Source organism: Vibrio sp. 704, from assembly GCF_033339295.1.
In genome coordinates this window covers 1-644 of the sequence record NZ_JAWOUH010000557.1, presented here as the reverse complement: position 1 = coordinate 644, position 644 = coordinate 1, and the positions used below count along the sequence as shown (strand labels likewise).

Here is a 644-nt window from a genome sequence, read left to right as displayed (position 1 = left end):
CAACGCTTGGCGGTTTGTTGCCAATAATTGCCCGTGCTTGCAAGCTAGACCCAGCCGTATTGGTGAGCCCTGTGCTTGCATCAATCGTTGATATATCAGGTATGTGGATTTACTTTACTGTGGTGAATTACTTCTTAGGTATCGCCTGACTAAAATTCACGATGTCACGGTAAAATAACTGCTCAAAATGCGTAATAGGGGCGATGACAGGTTTGTTATCGTCCCTTTTTTCTGGGAAGTAGTCTGAGACAAACTGGACGAAAATAGTATTCGGCTGGCCATTTTTATCTAAACCATAACCCGCCATGTTGTAGGTTCCGTACAATGAACCACTCTTCGCAATCAGTTGACCTTTAATTGGGGCATTCCGCATGCTTTGGCGGTATTGCAGCGTACCCGACTCGCCTGATTTAGGCATGATGGCAATCAGCTTCAGTGTTTTTTCGTTTTTCCAGATATAACGTAGGATTTCCGCCATTTTGGTCGCAGAAATACGGTTGTTTCTTGAAAGGCCCGATCCATCTTCCAAGCGTGCGTTACGAATATCGATGCCAGTATTGGCGAAAATGATCTGTTTGATCGCTTCTGTACCATTGGTAAAACTTCCGGGTTGAACAAAAAACTTCGCACCCAATGTTTTCGTT

2 protein-coding genes are annotated in these 644 nt (G+C 44.3%); one reads left to right on the top strand and one right to left on the bottom strand.

The annotated features are described in order from the left end of the window. Nucleotides 1-149: magnesium transporter (locus R7R24_RS27745; protein ID WP_318120284.1), on the top strand; the 149-nt coding region annotated here is incomplete at its 5' end. Here R7R24_RS27745 and dacB read toward each other — a convergent pair. Beyond that, the coding region (dacB, locus tag R7R24_RS27740; protein WP_318120283.1) for a D-alanyl-D-alanine carboxypeptidase/D-alanyl-D-alanine-endopeptidase at nucleotides 128-644 on the bottom strand (517 nt) is incomplete at its 5' end. The two genes, R7R24_RS27745 and dacB, sit on opposite strands and share 22 nt — an antisense overlap.